General features: G+C 64.8%; 14 protein-coding genes. 6 read left to right on the top strand and 8 right to left on the bottom strand.

The genetic code is table 11. The features are described 5' to 3' along the window. Positions 1–238 precede the first annotated feature (238 nt). From ACVI1L_RS17415 to ACVI1L_RS17435, 5 genes are read left to right on the top strand one after another with little or no spacing between them, the layout of a single operon-like run. Positions 239–2,095 (top strand): extracellular solute-binding protein, encoded by a 1,857-nt coding sequence (locus ACVI1L_RS17415; RefSeq protein WP_456783359.1) that lies wholly within the window; start codon positions 239–241, stop codon positions 2,093–2,095. Positions 2,096–2,112: 17 nt separating this feature from the next. Further along, the gene (locus tag ACVI1L_RS17420; RefSeq protein ID WP_456785562.1) at positions 2,113–3,981 is read left to right on the top strand and encodes an extracellular solute-binding protein; all 1,869 of its coding nucleotides are present in this window, start codon (positions 2,113–2,115) and stop codon (positions 3,979–3,981) included. Between the two features lie 3 nt (positions 3,982–3,984). Beyond that, the gene (locus ACVI1L_RS17425; protein WP_057016107.1) at positions 3,985–5,094 is read left to right on the top strand and encodes a microcin C ABC transporter permease YejB; all 1,110 of its coding nucleotides are present in this window, start codon (positions 3,985–3,987) and stop codon (positions 5,092–5,094) included. After that, positions 5,094–6,278 (top strand): ABC transporter permease, encoded by a 1,185-nt coding sequence (locus tag ACVI1L_RS17430; RefSeq protein WP_057016108.1) that lies wholly within the window; start codon positions 5,094–5,096, stop codon positions 6,276–6,278. Before ACVI1L_RS17425 ends, ACVI1L_RS17430 begins: the two co-directional genes overlap by 1 nt. 3 nt (positions 6,279–6,281) lie before the next feature. Next, the gene (locus ACVI1L_RS17435; RefSeq protein ID WP_456783360.1) at positions 6,282–7,907 is read left to right on the top strand and encodes an ABC transporter ATP-binding protein; all 1,626 of its coding nucleotides are present in this window, start codon (positions 6,282–6,284) and stop codon (positions 7,905–7,907) included. 103 nt (positions 7,908–8,010) lie between these two features. On the opposite strand, the gene ACVI1L_RS17440 is transcribed toward ACVI1L_RS17435, so the two are convergent. Then, the gene (locus ACVI1L_RS17440) at positions 8,011–8,853 is read right to left on the bottom strand and encodes a C40 family peptidase (RefSeq protein WP_456783361.1); all 843 of its coding nucleotides are present in this window, start codon (positions 8,851–8,853) and stop codon (positions 8,011–8,013) included. After that, positions 8,846–10,222, bottom strand: coding sequence for a leucyl aminopeptidase family protein (locus ACVI1L_RS17445; protein ID WP_168858014.1), 1,377 nt, complete (start codon positions 10,220–10,222; stop codon positions 8,846–8,848). Before ACVI1L_RS17445 ends, ACVI1L_RS17440 begins: the two co-directional genes overlap by 8 nt. A 203-nt stretch (positions 10,223–10,425) precedes the next feature. On the opposite strand from ACVI1L_RS17445, the gene ACVI1L_RS17450 reads away from it, so the two are divergent. Continuing rightward, on the top strand, positions 10,426–11,223 hold the full coding sequence (locus ACVI1L_RS17450) for a tetratricopeptide repeat protein (protein ID WP_456783362.1): 798 nt from the start codon (positions 10,426–10,428) through the stop codon (positions 11,221–11,223). Between the two features lie 171 nt (positions 11,224–11,394). Here the strand turns inward: ACVI1L_RS17450 and ACVI1L_RS17455 are convergent, their stop codons facing one another. The 6 genes from ACVI1L_RS17455 to ACVI1L_RS17480 are packed head-to-tail and all read right to left on the bottom strand — an operon-like array spanning position 11,395 to position 18,360. After that, positions 11,395–12,369 carry a type II secretion system F family protein gene (locus ACVI1L_RS17455; protein WP_038387579.1) on the bottom strand — a complete coding sequence of 325 codons (975 nt, stop codon included), beginning with the start codon at positions 12,367–12,369 and terminating at the stop codon, positions 11,395–11,397. A 9-nt stretch (positions 12,370–12,378) separates the two neighbouring features. Beyond that, positions 12,379–13,356 (bottom strand): type II secretion system F family protein, encoded by a 978-nt coding sequence (locus ACVI1L_RS17460; RefSeq protein ID WP_057016113.1) that lies wholly within the window; start codon positions 13,354–13,356, stop codon positions 12,379–12,381. Between the two features lie 11 nt (positions 13,357–13,367). Then, on the bottom strand, positions 13,368–14,831 hold the full coding sequence (locus tag ACVI1L_RS17465; RefSeq protein WP_057016114.1) for a CpaF family protein: 1,464 nt from the start codon (positions 14,829–14,831) through the stop codon (positions 13,368–13,370). A 24-nt stretch (positions 14,832–14,855) separates the two neighbouring features. After that, entirely contained in the window at positions 14,856–16,124 is a 1,269-nt protein-coding gene (locus ACVI1L_RS17470) for an AAA family ATPase (RefSeq protein ID WP_168858013.1), read from the bottom strand. Continuing rightward, positions 16,121–16,873, bottom strand: a complete 753-nt coding sequence (locus ACVI1L_RS17475; RefSeq protein ID WP_168858012.1) for a CpaD family pilus assembly protein — start codon at positions 16,871–16,873, stop codon at positions 16,121–16,123. Before ACVI1L_RS17475 ends, ACVI1L_RS17470 begins: the two co-directional genes overlap by 4 nt. Before the next feature lie 8 nt (positions 16,874–16,881). Further along, positions 16,882–18,360: a type II and III secretion system protein family protein gene (locus ACVI1L_RS17480; RefSeq protein WP_141341582.1), complete on the bottom strand. Its 1,479-nt coding sequence runs from the start codon at positions 18,358–18,360 to the stop codon at positions 16,882–16,884.

Genomic DNA, 18,360 nt, shown 5'->3' on the forward strand with positions numbered 1-18,360 from the left:
ATGAAACGGCCAGGCAATGCCTGGCCGTTTTCGCATGGGGAATCCGCTGTCGCGGGGTTGTTATCGGGACGTTTCGCCGCACCGATATTGTTCCCGGGCCAATATCATGAGGAAAAAGCAACGTAATTTGTCGAACCGTTGCCTTATATTGGGTCCCATGTAAGCGGGGCCGCAAGCAGGAAGACCGAATTTGGCGATCACCCGACGACACCTCCTTCAAGGCAGCGCACTGGCGGCAATGGCTCCGGCGCTCGGACTCACCCCCGGCCTGTCGGCGATCACGCCGGCCTTCGCCGACGAAGCCCCCAACGGGCTGAAATGGCGGCACGGCCTCTCGACCTACGGCGAAATCAAATATCCCGCCGACTTCAAGCGCTACGACTACGTCAAGCCGGACGCGCCGAAGGGCGGCGTGGTGCGGCTGTTCCAGCCCGGCACCTATGACAGCTTCAACCTGGTCGTTGCGGGGTTGAAGGGCACGGTCGCCTCTTCCGTCACCCGCATCTACGATTCGCTGATGGAGGCCTCGCTCGACGAGCCCGATACGTATTACGGCGAACTCGCCGAGGCGGCAGCCTTCCCCGACGATTTCTCCTACGTGATCTACCGCCTGCGGCCCGGCTCACGCTGGCACGACGGCGAGCCGGTCACGCCGGAGGACGTGATCTTCTCGTTCGAGGCGTGGAAGGCGAACAGCCCGATGTTCAGCGCCTACTACCGGCACATCGAAAAGGCCGAGAAGGTCGGCGATCGCGACATCAAGTTCACCTTCGACAGCCCGGGCAACCGCGAGCTGCCGATGATCACCGGTCAGCTCGTCATCCTGCCCAAGCATTGGTGGGAAGGCACCGACGCGCAGGGCAAGAAGCGTGACATCACCGCGAGCACGCTGGAGCCGCCGCTTGGCTCGGGTCCCTACCGGATCAAGGAGTTCGTTGCCGGACGATCGGTGGTGCTCGAGCGCGTCAAGGACTACTGGGGCAAGGATATTCCGATCGCGATCGGACAGAACAATTTCGACGAGCTGCGCTACGAATATTTCCGCGACGACACCGTCGCGCGCGAGGCGCTGAAGGCCGACCAGTTCGATTGGTACGGCGAGCGCAGCGCGAAGGAGTGGGCGTCGGCCTACGACGTTCCGCCGGTGCGTGAGAAACGGCTGCTCAAGGAGCTCTTCACCGTCCGCAATCAAGGCCGGATGCAGGGCTGGGTGTTCAACCTGAGGCGCCCGAAATTCGCCGACCCCAGACTGCGCCGCGCCTTCAACTATGCGTTCGATTTCGAAGAGATGAACCGCGTGCTTTCGACCGGCGACTATCATCGCGATTCAAGCTATTTCGACGGCATCCCCGATTTGATGGCGACCGGCCTGCCGGAGGGCAAGGAGCTCGAGATCCTGGAGACGCTACGCGACAAGGTGCCGCCGGAAGTCTTCACGACGCCCTACAAGGATCCGGTCGGAGGCACGCCGGAAAACGTGCGCGCCAATCTGCGCGAGGCGACGCGGCTGTTGAAGGAAGCCGGCTTCGAGATCCGCGACCGCAAACTGGTGGATTCCTCAGGCCAGCCGTTCACGGTCGAGATCCTCGGCAACAGTGGCGATTCCGGCATGGAGCGGATCGCACTGTTCTACAAGCCGAGCCTGGAGCGCCTCGGCATCACCGTTAATCTGCGCGCGGTCGACACGGTGCAGTATCAGAACCGGGTGCGCGATTTCGATTTCGAGATGGTGACCCAGGTCTGGGGACAATCGATCTCGCCCGGCAACGAGCAGCGCGACAATTTCGGTTCGCAGGCGGCCGACCGGCCCGGCTCGAACAATCTTCCCGGCATCAAGAATCCGGCGGTCGATGCCATCATCGAACGCATCATCTTCGCCACCAGCCGCGCCGATCAGGTCGCCGCCGCGAAGGCGCTGGATCGGGTTTTGCTCTGGAACTTCTATCTTGTTCCACACTTCAATTACGACAAGCAGCGCTATGTCTATTGGGATCGCTTCAGCCATCCCGACCCGCTGCCGAAATACGCTGTTTCGGGATTCCCAAATCTTTGGTGGTACGACGCCGACAAGGCGGCCAAGCTCAAGCGTTCATAAAACTCAAGGATTCGCGCATGGCGCTATTCTCCCGTCGGCACGCACTCGGCCTCGGCATCGGTGCGTTGAGTGCTGCAGGCTTGCGTGCTGCGCCGGCGGTGGCCGACAACGGAACCGAGATGCACGGCATGTCGGTGTTCGGCGACCTGAAATATCCGGCGGATTTCAAGATCTTCGACTACGTCAATCCGAAGGCGCCGAAGGGCGGGGCGTTCTCAATGATCCCTTCGACCCGTGCCTACAACCAGTCCTTCTTTACGTTCAGTTCGTTCAACGCGTTCATCCTCAAGGGTGAAGGCGCGAAGGGCATGGAGATGACCTTCGATTCGTTGATGGCACGCGCGGGCGATGAACCTGACGCGATGTACGGCCTGGCCGCAAGATCGGTCTCGATTTCTCCCGACAAGCTCACCTACCGCTTCACGATGCGGCCCGAGGCTCGCTTTCACGACGGCTCGAAGCTGACTGCGCAGGATGTCGCGTTCTCGCTCAATACGCTGAAGGAGAAGGGGCATCCGTTGATCGTGGTGCAACTGCGCGATTTCGTGAAGGCCGAGGCGCCCGACGACGGCACCGTGATCGTGACCTTCGCGCCTAATCGCGCGCGCGACGTGCCGCTTTATGTTGCGGGTCTGCCGATCTTCTCGAAGGCCTATTACGCGAAGCGGCAGTTTGATGAGTCCACGCTCGAAGTTCCGCTGGGCTCCGGGCCGTACATGGTCGGCAAGTTCGAGGTCAATCGTTACGTCGAGTATAACCGCCTCAAGGATTGGTGGGCAGCCGACTTGCCGGTCAATCGCGGCAGTTACAATTTCGACACCGTGCGCTACGAGTTCTACCGTGATCGCGATGTCGCGTTCGAAGGCTTCACAGGCAAAAATTATCTGTTTCGCGAGGAATTCACGTCCCGTGTCTGGGCGACGCGGTACGATTTCCCGGCTATCAAGGACGGGCGGGTCAAGCGCGAGACATTGCCGGACGAAACACCGTCCGGTGGGCAGGGTTGGTTCATTAACACCCGTCTCGACAAGTTCAAAGACCCGCGCGTTCGCGAAGCGCTAATCAATGCCTTCGATTTCGAATGGACCAACAAGACCATCATGTACGACGCTTACGCGCGCAGCGTCTCGCCTTTCCAGAATTCGGACATGGTGGCTAGTGGACTACCTTCGCCCGAGGAATTGAAACTGCTCGAACCATTCCGCGGCCAAGTGCCGGATGAGGTGTTCGGCGAGCCCTTTGTGCCGCCGGTGTCGGATGGATCGGGACAGGACCGCGCACTGCTGCGAAAGGCGACGCAGTTGCTCAACGATGCAGGATGCGTCGTCAAGGATGGCAAGCGGCGATTGCCTAACGGCGACCCGCTTACGATCGAGTTCCTGCTAGATGAGCCGACTTTCCAGCCGCATCACGCCAGCTTCATCAAGAATCTCAAGCCGCTTGGCATCGATGCCAACATCAGGCAGATCGACGCAGTGCAGTATCGTGCGCGTGTTGAGGCTTTCGATTTTGAGGTGACGACCCAGCGTATATCCATGTCGGCGACGCCGGGTGACAGCCTGAGGCCTTACTTCTCGTCCCAGGCTGCGACCACCAAGGGCTCCTACAATCTGGCGGGCGTTGCCAACCCGGCGATCGACGCATTGATCGAAAAAGCTATCGCTGCCGAGACGCGGGCGGACTTAACCTTTGCCTGCCGCGCGCTCGATCGCGTCTTCCGTGCCGGCCGCTATTGGGTGCCACAATGGTATTCTAACAAGCACCGTGTCGCCTATTGGGACCAGTTCGGGCATCTGGAGAAGCCGGCGAAATATGCGGGCGTCGGCGCCCCGGAGAACTGGTGGTATGATGCGGCCAAGGCCGCGAAGCTCGAGCAGGCGAAGTAGCCGATGAGCGCCTATATCGCCCGACGTATCTTCCTGATGCTGCCGACGCTGCTTGGCATCCTGTTCGTCTCCTTCGTGGTCGTGCAGTTTGCTCCCGGCGGTCCGGTCGAGCGCGTCATCGCGCAGATCAACGGCGCCGACACCGGCGGCACATCGCGCGTGTCGGGAGGCGGCGGCGATTTCGGCGCGCAGCGCGGCCAGGGCGCGGGCGCAGGCGCGGCCATCAATTCGAAATACCGCGGCGCGCAGGGGCTCGACCCGGATTTCATCAAGAAGCTCGAGGTGCAGTTCGGCTTCGACAAGCCGGCGCCCGAGCGGTTCGCGTTGATGGTCTGGAATTTCGCGCGGTTCGATTTCGGCAACAGCTATTTCCGCAGTGTCAGCGTGCTGCAGTTGATCAAGGAGAAGCTGCCGGTCTCGATGTCGCTCGGCATCTGGATGACGCTGCTGACCTATCTTATCTCGATCCCGCTCGGCATCCGCAAGGCGGTGCAGGACGGCTCGCGGTTCGATACCTGGACCTCGGCGGTGATCATCATCGGCTTTGCGATCCCGGGCTTCCTGTTCGCGATCCTCCTGATCGTGCTGTTTGCCGGCGGCTCGTTCCTCAACATCTTCCCGCTGCGCGGCCTGACCTCGGACGGCTGGTCGCAATTCCCCTGGTACTGGAAGATTATCGACTATTTCTGGCACCTGACGCTGCCGCTGGTGTCGATGGCGCTCGGCGCCTTCGCCACCATGACCCTGCTGACCAAGAATTCGTTTCTCGACGAGATACGCAAGCAATATGTGATGACCGCGCGCGCCAAGGGTTGCAGCGAGCGCCAGGTGCTGTACGGCCACATCTTCCGCAACGCCATGCTGATCGTGATCGCAGGCTTCCCGGGCGCGTTCATTCACGCGTTCTTCTCCGGCTCGCTCTTGATCGAAACCATCTTCTCGCTCGACGGGCTCGGCCTGCTTGGCTTCGAGAGCGTGTTGAACCGCGACTATCCGGTGGTGTTCGGGACGTTGTTCATCTTCTCGCTGGTCGGACTGGTGGTCAATCTGCTCTCCGATCTCGCCTATATGTGGATCGATCCCAGGATCGACTTCGAAGCGCGGGAGGTCTGATGACGATGCTCGCGCCCCAGCCGGTCGAGACCACGACGCAATCGCCGCTCGGCGAAACGGTGCCCGCCACGCACCACGCCTTTTCGCCGTCGCCGCTGAACAAGCGACGCTGGCAGAACTTCAAGGCCAATCGCCGCGGCTACTGGTCGTTCTGGATCTTCCTCGTGCTGTTCGTGGCGTCGCTGTTTGCCAATTTCATCGCCAACGACAAGCCGCTGGTCGTCAAATATGACGGCCGGCTCTACTGGCCGGTGGTGTTCACCTATGCCGAGACCACCTTCGGCGGCGACTTCGAGACCGCGGCCGATTATCGCGACCCCTATTTGCAGAAGCAGATCGCCGCCAAGGGCGGCAGCATGATCTGGCCGCCGATCCGTTACTCCTACGACAGCCGCAACCTCGACCCGCCGACGGCGGTGCCGTCGAAGCCGACCTGGCTGTTGACCGAAGAGCAGTGCAAGGACGTGGTCAAGCGGAAGGGCCTGACCGGCTGCCGCGACCTCGAATACAATTGGCTCGGCACCGACGATCAGGGCCGCGACGTGGTCGCGCGGCTGATCTACGGCTTCCGCATCTCGGTGCTGTTCGGACTGACGCTGACCATCCTGTCCTCGATCATCGGCATCGCCGCCGGCGGCGTGCAGGGCTATTTCGGCGGCTGGACCGATCTCATCTTCCAGCGGCTGATCGAGATCTGGACCGCGATCCCCTCGCTCTATCTGCTGTTGATCATCTCGGCGGTGCTGCCGCCGGGCTTCTTCATCCTGCTCGGCATCCTCCTGCTATTCTCGTGGGTGTCGCTGGTCGGCCTGGTGCGCGCCGAGTTCCTGCGCGGCCGCAATTTCGAATACATCCAGGCGGCGCGTGCGCTCGGCGTCTCCAACGGCGTGATCATGTTCCGCCATCTGCTGCCGAACGCGATGGTCGCCACCATGACATTCCTGCCCTTCATCGTCTCGTCCTCGGTGATGACGTTGACGGCGCTGGATTTCCTCGGCTTCGGCCTGCCGCCCGGCTCGCCCTCGCTCGGCGAGTTGCTGTCGCAGGGCAAGGCCAACGTGCAAGCGCCGTGGCTCGGCCTCACCGGATTCTTCTCGGTCGCGATCATGCTGTCGCTGCTGATCTTCATCGGCGAAGCCGCGCGCGACGCCTTCGATCCACGCAAGACGTTCTCGAAGGGCTGAGGCATGGACGCGATCAACCAGCCTTTGCTCGATGTCCGCGATCTCTCGGTCGCCTTCGGCCGCGCGCTTGCGGTCGACGGCATCTCGTTCTCGATCAAGCGCGGCGAATGCGTCGCACTGGTCGGCGAATCCGGTTCGGGAAAATCCGTCAGCGCGCTGTCGGTGCTGAAGCTGCTGCCCTATCCGACGGCATCGCATCCGTCAGGCGCGATCCGTTTCCGCGGCCGCGACCTCCTGACCGCGTCCGACCAGGAGATGCGCAAGGTTCGCGGCAACGACATCTCGATCATCTTCCAGGAGCCGATGACCTCGCTCAATCCGCTCCATACCATCGAGACCCAGATCGGCGAGATCCTGTCGCTGCACAGGGGCATCGGGGGCCAGGCGGCGCAGGCGCGAACGCTGGAATTGCTGGGCCAGGTCGGCATCCCCGAGCCGGAGACCCGGCTCAAGAGCTATCCGCACCAATTGTCCGGCGGCCAGCGCCAACGCGTGATGATCGCGATGGCGCTCGCCAACGAGCCCGATCTGTTGATCGCGGACGAGCCGACCACGGCGCTTGACGTCACCGTGCAGGCGCAGATCCTGGCGCTGCTGGCCGAGATCCGCGCGCGGCTCGGCATGAGCCTGTTGTTCATCACCCACGACCTCGGCATCGTCCGCCGCATCGCCGACACGGTCTGCGTGATGAACAACGGCAAGATCGTCGAGCAGGGGCCGGTCGAGCAGGTCTTCACCGCGCCGAAGCACGCCTATACCCAGGCGCTGCTCGCGGCCGAGCCGAAGCCCGATCCGGCGCCGCCGCAGCCAGGCGCAGCGGTCGTGATGTCGGCGGACAATCTCAAGGTCTGGTTTCCGATCAAGCGCGGGCTGTTGCGCTCGACCGTCGGCCACATCAAGGCGGTCGATGGCGTCAGCCTCGCGGTGCGCAAGGGCGAGACGCTCGGCGTGGTCGGCGAATCCGGCTCCGGCAAGACCACACTCGGGCTCGCGCTGCTCCGGCTGATTTCGTCCGATGGTCCGATCGTTTTCCTCGGCAACGACATCCAGGGCCTGCGCTTCAAGCAGATGCGGCCGTTCCGCCGCGACATGCAGATCGTGTTCCAGGACCCGTTCGGCTCGCTCAGCCCGCGCATGTCGGTGGCCGACATCATTGCCGAGGGCCTTGAGGTGCACCAGAAGCAGCTGTCGCGCGAGGAGCGCGAGGCGCGGGTGATCAAGGCAATGAAGGATGTCGGGCTCGATCCGGACTGGCGCTTCCGCTATCCGCACGAATTCTCCGGCGGCCAGCGCCAGCGCATCTCGATCGCGCGCGCGGTCGTGCTGGAGCCGAACTTCGTCGTGCTGGACGAGCCGACCAGCGCGCTCGACATGCTGCTGCAGGCTCAGATGGTCGACCTATTGCGCGACCTGCAGCGCAAGCGCGATCTCACCTACATGTTCATCTCGCACGATCTGCGCGTGGTCGCCTCGCTGGCGAGCCATCTGATCGTGATGAAATCGGGCAAGGTGGAGGAGGAGGGACCGGCCTCTGAGCTGTTCAAGAATCCGAAGAGCGACTACACCCGCGCGCTGTTCGCCGCCGCGTTCCGCATCGAAGCGGCCGGCGATGGGGCGGTGGCGACGTAACGAGCTTCGTAGGATGGGTAGAGCGCAGCGAAACCCATCATTTTTTTCCGCGCGGTAGCAGCTTGATGGGTTTCGCTTCGCTCTACCCATCCTACAAGATGGGCTAAAGCCGCTTGATCGCCAGGACTTCGCTGCCGGCCGCTCTGATCCTCGCGATCGCGGCCTGCGTGTTCTCCACCACCGTTGCCATGTGATGCGCGTTGGCGTGCACGATCGTGGTCGCGTCGCGCACGATGGCGACATGGCCCTTCCAGAACATCAGGTCGCCGCGCTGCAGCTGCTTGGATTCCGCGACCGTCAATTCGCGGCCGAGGGCTTCCTGCTGCATGTCGCTGTCGCGCGGGCAGCCGGTGCCGGCGGCGGTCAGCGCGATCTGCACCAGGCCAGAGCAATCGATCCCGAGGCTCGATTTGCCGCCCCACAGATAGGGTGAGCCGACGAATTGCTCGGCGATCGCAACGAAAGCACCTGCCATCGTGTCGAGCGGCGCGAGATGCTGGCGTGGCAGATGCCAGCCCTCGCGGGTCACCGCGAACGCACCGTCCTCGCGGACGATGGCGAGCTTCGTCCCCATCGCCAGTGCCTCGACCGGCGGCAGCTTGATCGACGGGCCCGGAAACGCCAGCGTGCGCAGCGCCGTCACCTTGTGCGTCGGGGCGGCGCCGGGCTTGGCCAGCGCGGCCTCGGGAATCCAGCCGACATAGCCGTCATCGGCGAGCTGGCCCCAGGCCCAGCCTTCGCCGTTGCGATCGTACACCGTGACGCGCTCGCCCCGGAGCGCCTGCGTCATCTGTTCGGCATCGCTCGCCGGCGCCTGGCGTAGCGGCGCGATGGCGTCGCCGACCTCGAGCACTTCGCCTTCGACGAAGCGCAACGCCTGGACCTTGCCCTCCAGATACTTCGCCGCGAGGTCGTCGCGGGCCGGTGTCAGACGGGGGTCATGCATAGCGCTGGCTCAGCAATTTGTAGATCGCGCGCGCCGCCTGGCACTCGCCGCCTTCGGGACGGCCGGGCTTTGCCGACGGCGTCCAGCCGTAGATGTCGACGTGCAGCCAGCTCCTCGCGTGCTCGACGAAGCGCTGCAGGAACAGCGCGCAGGTGATCGAGCCCGCAAAACCGCCTGACGGTGCGTTGGTGATGTCGGCGGTCTTGGAGTCGAGCCAGGCGTCGTAGGCCGGCCACAGCGGCATCCGCCAGAGCGGGTCGTTCTCGCTCTTCGCACAAGATGCGACGTCGCCGGCGAGCGCCTCGTCATTGGTGTAGAACGGCGGCAGATCCGGGCCCAGCGCCACCCGCGCGGCGCCGGTCAGCGTGCCCAGATCGACCAAAAGATCGGGCGTCTCCTCGTCGGCGAGCGCCAGCGCGTCGGCGAGCACCAGCCGCCCTTCGGCGTCGGTGTTGCCGATCTCGACGGTGATGCCCTTGCGCGACTTGAAGATGTCGAGCGGGCGGAACGCGTTGCCGGCAACTGCGTTCTCGACCGCCGGGATCAGCACGCGCAGCCGCAGCTTGAGCTTCGCGTCCATCACCATCTGGGCCAGCGCCAGCACGTTGGCGGCGCCGCCCATGTCCTTCTTCATGATGAGCATGCCGCTCGAAGGCTTGAGATCGAGCCCGCCGGTGTCGAAGCAGACACCCTTGCCGACCAGCGTCACCTTCGGATGGGCGGGGTCGCCCCAGCTCAGCTCGATCAATCGCGGCGACCGCGTCGACGCCATGCCGACGGCGTGGATCAGCGGGAAGTTCTGGGCGAGCTCGTCGCCGTCGATGCAATTGAAGGCAGCGCCGAACCGCGTCGCGAGGTCGCGCGCCACCTCGGCGAGCTCGGCCGGTCCCATGTCGTTGGACGGCGTGTTGATGAGATCGCGCGCCAGCGCCGCGGCATCCGCCATCCGGGTGATCTCCGCCGTGTCGACGCCGTCGGGCGGCACCAGCCGGACTTCGGGAGCCTTGTTGGTGCGATACCGGCCGAAGCGGTAGCAGCCGAGCGCGAAGGCGAGCGCGGCAAGTCTGGTGTCGTGCGGCGCATTGGCGAAGCGGTAGACGCCGGGCGGCAGCAGGCCGGGCAGGGCGCCGGGCCGGAACGGATCGCGCGCCTTGTGGTCGGCGTCCTCGAGACCGAACAGCACCTGCGCGATGCCGCCGTCTGCCGCCGGCAGGACGAGCAATTTTCCCGCCTTGGCCACGAAGCCATTGGCCGCCGCGAACTGGCGCGCCGGCGCCGGCAGCTCGCCCTGAATCGCATCCCATGTCGCCTTGGTGACGAAGGTGATCGGCGTGGCGGCGGTCGTGGCGGTCTCGAACACGGATGGCATGCGGCTCTCGGTTCTGGCGTCGTTGGTGGGCTACTACACGCCTTTCGCCACGGATGGTAGCGCGCCAACGGTTCACGCGCCGTGCAGGCCGGAACCGGAGCGTCGGCTGCCGGCGCCGCCAGTTAACCAGACGTTAGGGTTAACAGTCTATTGCTGGCACGCTCGGCTGGAACCGTTCGCCCGATTTCGTGAGTCACAGTGCCATGTGTCGACAGTCCAATCTGACCCGGCATCTTGCTTCCGCAGCCCTTCTGGCGGTCCTGGCCGCAGGGCTTGGCGGTTGCCAGACCATGTCCAACGTGGCGGGATCGATCACGTCGCGGTCCGATCCCACGCCCGATGATCCGCGCCGGGCCGTCGAGGCCTATGGCGAGCGCTATCGCAAGAATCCCAAGGATGTCGCTGCCGCGGTCGCCTACGGCCAGGCCCTGCGCATGACCGGCCAGCGCTCGCAGGCCTGCGCCGTGCTCGAGCAGGCCACGATCGCCAACCCCGGCAACAAGGCGCTGCTCGCCGCCTATGGCCGCGCGCTGGCCGACAACGGCAATTCGCAGGCTGCATTCGACGTGCTGAGCCGCGCGCACAGCCCGGACAATCCGGACTGGCGGATCCTGTCCGTGCAGGGCACCACGCTCGACAAGATGAACCGGCACGAGGAGGCGCGGCGCTATTACGCCAGTGCGCTCAGGCTGGCTCCGGACGAGCCGTCGGTGCTGTCCAATCTAGGCTTGTCCTACATGCTGACCAAGGATTTGCCGAAAGCGGAAGAGACGCTGCGCCAGGCCTACGCCAGCGCTCGCGCCGACACCCGGATCCGGCAGAACCTTGCGCTGGTCGTCGGCCTGCAGGGCCGCTTCGCGGAGGCGGAAACGATCGTCAAGGCCGACCTGCCGTCGGATGAGGCCGCGGCCAACGTCGCTTATCTCCGCGACATGCTGAACCGCAAGGACGGCCCGCGGACCGCGTCGCGTGCGGCGCCGGTCGTCGCCAAGGACGACTAAACCAAACGCGGCAGCTCCACCGCCCCTTGAAAAGGGGAGGTCGCTTTGCTCGTGAGAGCAAAGCGGGTGGGGATCATCTCTCCACGAGGAGCGGTGTCTGCGGCTGACTCCCATCCCGGCCTTCCCCCTTTCAGAGGGAAGGAGAGAGGCAGCCGGCGCAGGCGAGGCAACTCAATGCATCGTGGCGATCTTGATGTAGGACGGGCCGAGGATCACGATGAACAGGCAGGGCAGGAAGAACAGGATCATCGGTACCGTCAGCTTGGGCGGCAGTGCCGCGGCCTTCTTCTCGGCCTCGTTCATCCGCATGTCGCGGTTTTCCTGCGCCATCACGCGGAGGCTCTGGCCGAGCGGCGTGCCGTAGCGTTCGGACTGCTGCAAGGCCATGCACACCGACTTCACGCCTTCGAGGCCGGTGCGGCGCGCCAGGTTCTCGTAGGCGGTCTTGCGATCCTGCAAATAGGACAGTTCCGCGGTCGTCAGCGCAAACTCCTCCGACAGCGCGACCGATTGCCCGGCGATCTCGTTGGCCACTTTCCGGAACGCGACCTCGACCGACATGCCCGACTCGATGCAGATCAGCAGCAGGTCGAGCGAATCCGGGAACGCGCGCTTGATCTGGAGCTGGCGCTTGGAGATCGCGTTCTTCAGGAACAGCATCGGCGCCTGCAGGCCGGCATAGGCCGCGCCGACGCAAATGCCGATCTTGAGCGTGAGCGACCAGTTCGCGCCGGCAATGAAGAACGTATAGATGATCGCGCCGATCAGCATCAGGATCGGCGTGACCGCCCGCGCTGCCAGGAAATAGACATACGGAGCGTGGCCGCGATAGCCCGCCATCACCAGCTTCTCGATCGCCGCTTCCTGGGCCAGCCATTTGGTGAGGTTCAGGTCATCCACCATCTTGGAGACGGCCTGCTTCGGCGTCTGGCGCAGCGTCACCTTTTCCGACTTGGAGAGACGGTCGCGCTCGCGCTGCCGCAGGCGCTCGCGCTCGCTGGCGACCGCCTTCATGCGCTTGTTGAGATCGCCGCCGGCGAGCAGCGGCATCACCAGCGTGTAGACCGTCGCGCTTGCCGCGAAGAAGGCAAGCAGCATGGTCATGAACCTGACGTCGTGGAGCTTGGCGACCAGAATATCAATCATGCTGCACCGTCAGAAATCGAAGTTGATCATCTTCTTCATCACCAGCACGCCCATCGACATCCAGATCGCGCAGGCCACCAGCATGAGCTGGCCCATCGAATTGGTCCACAGCAGGGCGATGTAGTCCGGCGTCGTCAGGAACACGAGGATCATCACGATCGGCGGCAGCGAGCCGATGATGGCGGCGGAGGCCTTCGCTTCCATCGACATCGCCTGGATCTTCTCGGCCATCTTCTTGCGGTCGCGCAGCACCCGCGACAGGTTGCCGAGCGCTTCCGACAAATTGCCGCCGGACTTCTGCTGGATCGCGATCACGATGCCGAAGAAGTTGGCCTCCGGCAGCGGCATCCGCTCGTAGAGCCGGGCACAGGCTTCGCCGAGCGGCATGCCGATCGCCTGGGTCTCGATGATGGCGAGAAATTCGCTGCGCAGCGGCTCCGGCGCGTCGTTGACGACCGCCTTGAGCGATTCGAACAGCGGCAGGCCGGCCTTGATGCCGCGCACGATGACGTCGACGGCGTCAGGCAGCGACTTCAGGAACGCCTTTTCCCGCCGCTTCTTCAGGAAGCCGAGCACCCAGCGCGGCAGGCCGAGACCCATAGCAAAGCCAATGCCGGCCGCGCCGAGCAGGCCTCCGCCAACCATGAAGGCCACGCCGAACCCGAACAGGCCAAGGGCGCCGGAGATCATCCAGAATTTCTGCTCCGACCACTCCAGTCCGGCCTGCGAGATGCGCACGCCGAGCGGGACTTTCTTGTCCTTCTGCCGACGCGCCTCGAGCTCCTTCAGCGATCCCTCTACCTGCTCGCGGCGGGAGCGTTGCGTGCGGTCGGCGTTTCGTGTCGTCGTGGGTTCGCTGCGCGCCACCGACGCGCGCCGCGACTCGGCCTTCTTCTCCCCCGAAAGGTAGGGGTACAGGAAGACCCAAGCGATGCCGCCGACCGTCGTGGCGGCGAGGAAGGCGAGAGCCAGAGTTTGCGCCTGCATCCTGCGTTCCCCTAGACCGGCGCCGGGGCGTCGGAAGCGTCCAGCGCCGCCGCAAGCCGCTTCTCTTCATTGTAGTAGCGCGCACGCTCCCAGAAGCGCGGCCGGCCGATGCCGGTCGAGCGGTGCTTGCCGATGATCTTGCCGTTGGCGTCTTCCCCGACCACGTCGTAGAGGAAGATATCCTGGGTGATGATGGTGTCGCCTTCCATGCCCATCACCTCGGTGATGTGCGTGATGCGGCGCGAACCGTCGCGCAGGCGCGCCGCTTGCACGATGATGTCGACCGAGGCGCAGATCATCTCGCGAATGGTGCGTGACGGAAGCGAGAAGCCGCCCATGGTGATCATGGATTCGCAGCGCGACAGTGCTTCGCGCGGATTGTTGGCGTGCAGCGTGCCCATCGAGCCGTCGTGGCCGGTGTTCATGGCCTGCAACAGATCGAACGCTTCGGGTCCGCGGACTTCGCCGACGATGATGCGCTCCGGGCGCATACGCAGGCAGTTGCGGACCAGTTCGCGCATCGTCACCTGGCCCTCGCCCTCGATGTTCGGCGGCCGGGTTTCCAGCCGCACCACATGCGGCTGCTGCAGCTGAAGCTCGGCGGCGTCTTCGCAGGTGATGATGCGTTCGTCGTGCTCGATATAGTTGGTCAGGCAGTTCAGCAGCGTGGTCTTGCCCGAGCCGGTGCCGCCGGAAATGATCACGTTGCAGCGGACGCGGCCGATGATCTGCAGGATGGTCGCCCCTTCGGGGGTGATCGCGCCGAACTTGACGAGCTGCTCCAGCGTCAGCTTGTCCTTCTTGAATTTGCGGATGGTGAGCGCGGGCCCGTCGATCGCCAGCGGCGGCACGATGGCGTTGACGCGCGAACCGTCGGCGAGGCGGGCGTCGCAGATCGGCGAGGATTCGTCGACGCGCCGGCCGACCTGGCTGACGATGCGCTGGCAGATGTTGAGCAGCTGCTGGTTGTCGCGAAAGCGGATGCCGGTGCGCTGGATCTTGCCGGCGACTTCGATGAACACGGTGCCTGCGCCGTTGACCATGATGTCGGCGATGTCGTCGCGCGACAGCAGCGGCTCCAGCGGGCCGTAGCCGAGCACGTCGTTGCAGATGTCGTCGAGCAACTCCTCCTGCTCAGCGATCGACATCACGATGTTCTTGATCGCGATGATCTCGTTGACGATGTCGCGGATTTCCTCGCGCGCCGATTCGCTGTCCAGCTTGGCGAGCTGGGCAAGGTCGATCGCCTCGATCAGGGCGCCGAAGATCGTCGCCTTGACCTGGTAGTAGTTGTCGGAGCGGCGGGCTTCGACGGCGGGGGCAGGCGGTGGCTTGCTGGGTGCCAGCGGCGGCGACGAGATCGCCGGTGCGACGGACTCGCGCGACATCGCCGGCGCGCCGGCTGGCTCCGGCGCCTGAAACGCGGGCTTGGGTGCCCGCACGTCCCCATCGTTTCCGCTACGCTTACCAAACACGACGTCTTGACTCCACGCGGACCACTATTTGGACCGCAGCTTTTCGAGCAGGGGCGACAGGAAGGACCCCCTCGGCTTCTTGGTCTCGCCGCGGCCTGTCAGCCGCTGCGCCATCTGCAGAAACATCTCGACCGCGCGGTGGTTGGCGGAAATCTCGGCGATCATCTGGCCGTTGTTGGCGGCCGAACCGAAGATCTGCGGATCGAACGGGATGGCGGCGATCGGCTGGCTTTCGATCGCCTTGGCGAACTCGCCGGCCGCGATCTCGGGACGCTTCGGCACGCCGACCTGGTTCAGGCAGTACAGCGGCGCGCGGTCGTTGGGCCGCGAGGCCTTCAGCAGGTCGAACATGTTCTTGGCATTGCGCAGATTGGCGAGGTCGGGCGCCGCCACGATCAGGATGTCGTCGGCCGCGATCAACGCGCGCTTGGTCCAGCCGGACCATTGATGCGGCACGTCGAGCACGATGCAGGGCATCGTGGTCCGCAGCGTATCGAAGACCGCATCGAACGCCTCGGCGCCGAAATCGTAGACCTTGTCGAGCGTCGCCGGCGCCGCCAGCAGGCTCAGATGGTCGGTGCATTTCGACAGCAGGCGGTCGACGAAGGCGGTATCGACGCGGTCCGGCGAGAACACGGCGTCGGCGATGCCCTGCGCGGGATCCTGGTTGTAGTTGAGGCCGGCGGTGCCGAAGGCGAGGTCGAGGTCGGCGACCACGGAGTCGAGCGCCAGGTCGCGGGCAATCGCCCAGGCGACATTGTGGGCGATGGTCGAGGCGCCGACACCGCCCTTGGCACCGACAACGGCGACGATGCGGCCGACCGCCTTGGCTTCCGGTGCCGAGAACAGGTTACAGACCGCGCGCACGACGTCGATCGCATGGGCCGGCGCGATCACGTAATCGCTGACGCCGCGGCGCACCAGCTCGCGATACAGGGTGACGTCGTTGACGCGGCCGATCACGACCACACGGGTGCCGGCGTCGCACACTGTTGCGAGCTGATCGAGGCCAGCCAGGATGTCGCCGCGGCCCTCGGTCTCGAGGATGATGACGTTGGGCGTCGGCGCCGAGCGATAGGCCTCGATGGCGGCCGCCATGCCGCCCATCTGGATCTTGAGGTGAGCCTTGGCCAGCCGGCGATCCTCGCCCGCCGACTGCACGGCGGCAGCGGTCTCGACCGTTTCGCAGAACGCCTGGACCGAAACCCGTGGCGCCGGAGCAATATGGTCGTCCACGGCCTGCGGCGGGGCGTCCGTCTGCTCTTCGGAGTTTTGCTGCGCGTAGGTGATCATTTTCCTGTGTCGCTTAGCTTGGCCCTGTCGGACTCGGGATAACTCGTGGCGGTGGTGGTGCCCTTGCGATACTTGTCGAAGGCGATGTTACGACGCGACGTATAGGCAGGGGTCTCCGCGCGCGGCTGCACGAGGTCGGTCGGGTCTTCGACCATGGCTGCGAGGTTGCGCTGATTGGCGCAGCCGAAATTGTAGTACTGCTTGTTCTCGATGTAGGACCCGTTGTGGATCGACGGGCCGAGATCTTCCGGCCAGAGGCCGCACGGCCCGGCGACCGCTTTCATCTTTGGATAGTTCACGCGGATCGCGGGCATCTGGCGCGGATCCTCGGGATGGTATTTTCGAACGAGGATCCCGCGCGGCGGCACGCCGGCGGCGGTGAACGTGGCCTGGATCTCGCGCAGCGATTCCTGGGCGGTCCGTGCGTTCGGCGTGTCGGCGGGAACGTCGATGGTGACGGCGCCGGTCCCCTCGCGCATCCAGTCCTGCGCCATCCCCATCACCTCGGCGCGCTGCTCCGCAGTCAGGCCGCCGCGGCTGCGGCCGACGAAGACCACGATCGAGCGATCAGCCTCGGTGACCGCGATCGGATGGCGCTGGCGATAGTCGGCCGGTGCGTTCACCATCGCGAAACTGTTGTCGGCGGCGTGCTGGCAGGCGCCGAGCGTCATCGCGAGGCTGACGAGCGCTCCGGCGAGAGCGATGCCGCGCTGGTAACCGGCGGATGTCCTGGATGTGGTCTGTGTCATCGTCCGCCTCAGTCCGTAATGAAGCCGTAAGTGCCGCGGTAATTCCGCGCCGGCTCGGTGCGGCCGGGCACGCCGTAGACGCGATTGATGCTGCCGAGCAGGTCGGCCTGCGGGTCGGACGCGTTGGCGAAGCCGTCATCCGGACGCGACAGGTCCTTCTGCGCCACCGCGCGAACGACATAGGGCGTCACCAGCACCATCATTTCGGTCTGGTTGTTGACGAAGTCCCGGCTGCGGAACAGCGTTCCGAGCACCGGCAGCGACGCCAGCCCGGGAAGGCCGTTGATCGCCTGCTTGGTCTGGTCCTGGATCAGGCCGGCCATCGCCATCGAGCCGCCCGAAGGAATTTCCAGCGTGGTCTCGGCGCGCCGGGTCTTGATCGAGGGGATCGTCGTTCCGCCGGCGCCGCCGGTCAGCGAATTCTCGGTCGAGACTTCCGACACTTCCGTCATCACGCGCAGGCTGATCCGTCCCTCGGTCAGCACCACGGGCGTGAAGTTGAGCGAAATGCCGAACTTCTTGAAGCTGACGGTCTGAACGCAATTCCCGATCGCGCCTCCCGTCGTCGTCTGACAGGTCACGCCGGTCGGAATTGGAAACTCGCCGCCCGAGATGAAGGTCGCCGATTCGCCGGAGATCGCGGTCAGGTTCGGCTCGGCGAGTGTCCGCACCACGCCTGCGCTTTCCATGGCGCGGAGCGTCGCCGACACCGATGGGGCCGCGCCGAACGAAGTGGTGAGGGCGTTGCCGGGCACCAGCGGTGCGTTGTTCGCCGTGAACGGGTTGTTGTTGGTGAACTTCACCACGGTGGTGCCGTAGTTGAGGTTCGCGGTGAGGTCGATGCCGAGCTGCTTGATCAGGCTGCGCGAGACTTCGGCGACCGTCACCTTCAGCATCACCTGGTCGCGGCCGCGAACCGTGATGGAGTTCACGACCTTGTCAGCGCTGCCGACCAGCCGCGTGGCGATCTCGCCGGCCTGCTGCGCTTCGATCGGGCTCGCCGCGCTTCCGGTCAGCATGACGCCCTCGCCGACACCCTCGATCTGGATATCGGCGTTCGGCAGGGCTGCACGCAGGGCCGCGCGCACGCCGTTGAGGTCGCGCTTGACCGCGATGTCATAGGCCGCGATCTGCTGGCCGGCGGCGTCGAAGAACACGATGTTGGTCTGGCCGACCGTCGCGCCGATGATGTAGGCGCGTTGCGCCGAGCGGACCACGGCATTGGCGATCTTGGGATCGGCGACCAGCACGTCCTTGATGTCCCTCGGCAGATCGATCACCACCGATTTGCCGACGCCGAGTGAGAGGAAGCGGGCATTCATCTGGCCGTCGGCCGCGGCGGGAGCGGCGCGGTAGTCGCCCGCCACCACCGGCGTCAGTGCCGGGTTGAGCGTGAGCGCCGCGACGGCCGAGAACGACAATGCGCGGACCATGAAGGCCCGCATCGTCCGTTGAGTTGCCCCGCCCTTCATCACCTGTGTCCTCAT

The organism is Bradyrhizobium sp. USDA 4516 (genome assembly GCF_054055915.1).